The 303-nt window shown below is 52.1% G+C and carries 2 tRNA genes; both read right to left on the bottom strand.

Annotated elements, in window-relative coordinates:
• Nucleotides 1-12 precede the first annotated feature (12 nt).
• A tRNA-Ala gene (locus tag ACSEMK_RS24060) sits at nucleotides 13-88 on the bottom strand.
• 106 nt (nucleotides 89-194) lie between these two features.
• A tRNA-Ile gene (locus ACSEMK_RS24055) sits at nucleotides 195-271 on the bottom strand.
• Nucleotides 272-303 lie beyond the last annotated feature (32 nt).

Raw genomic sequence — 303 nt, 5'->3', positions numbered from 1 at the left:
TTGCAGTAAGGATGGTGGAGCTATGCGGGATCGAACCGCAGACCTCCTGCGTGCAAAGCAGGCGCTCTCCCAGCTGAGCTATAGCCCCATCGAATGAATCTCTTTTAACCTTAATTCGTTTTCGGGCGCGGCGTGGTGAAGCGAAGCATACTGAAGTATGCGAGCTTTGCCACAACAAAGCACGAGAGCGAATTTGGTAGGCCTGAGTGGACTTGAACCACCGACCTCACCCTTATCAGGGGTGCGCTCTAACCACCTGAGCTACAAGCCTGCAGAGATTACTTACTGCTGTATTTTCATCAG

It is taken from the genome of Klebsiella sp. K-3 (genome assembly GCF_051207495.1).
Taxonomy (GTDB): domain Bacteria; phylum Pseudomonadota; class Gammaproteobacteria; order Enterobacterales; family Enterobacteriaceae; genus Klebsiella; species Klebsiella aerogenes.
Note: the sequence above shows the minus strand (reverse complement) of the source record. Positions and strands in the feature narration are given on the sequence as shown.